Genomic DNA, 447 nt, shown 5'->3' with positions numbered 1-447 from the left:
AGATGTGTATAAGAGACAGACCCCGAACAGCGCCTGCACCTCCGCCGCCGTCAACCCGCTCGCATCCGTCCGGAACGAATCCAGCAACACACACCCACCATGCCGCCCCCGCTCCGTGTACACCGGAACCCCCGCCGCCGACAACGCCTCCATGTCCCGCAGCACCGTCCGCTCACTCACCTCCAACAACTCCGCCAGCCGCGACGCCCCCAGCTTCCCGTGCCGCTGCAGCAACGCGATCAGACGCAACAGCCGATCAGCACGCACGAGCCACCCCCGGAAGAACCATCCGCCGAACCCCGACACCCACTGTGATCCGCATGACACCAAGACTCCCAGGAAAACCTGACACATGATGTCCGGAAACCCGCGTTGAGTGGCACACATGACAACCACCTGTCTCTTATACACATCTCCGAGCCCACGAGACGGAGCTACATCTCGTAT

The 447-nt window shown here is 62.6% G+C and carries 1 protein-coding gene; it reads right to left on the bottom strand.

All coding sequences use genetic code 11. The features are described from left to right. Window positions 1–411 (bottom strand): helix-turn-helix transcriptional regulator (locus HGK34_RS22315; RefSeq protein WP_307816178.1); only part of this gene is annotated, 411 nt, incomplete at its 3' end. Window positions 412–447 lie beyond the last annotated feature (36 nt).

It is taken from the genome of Myceligenerans indicum (assembly GCF_016742955.1).
GTDB lineage: Bacteria > Actinomycetota > Actinomycetes > Actinomycetales > Cellulomonadaceae > Myceligenerans > Myceligenerans indicum.
This window is presented reverse-complemented; position numbering and strand designations above follow the sequence as displayed.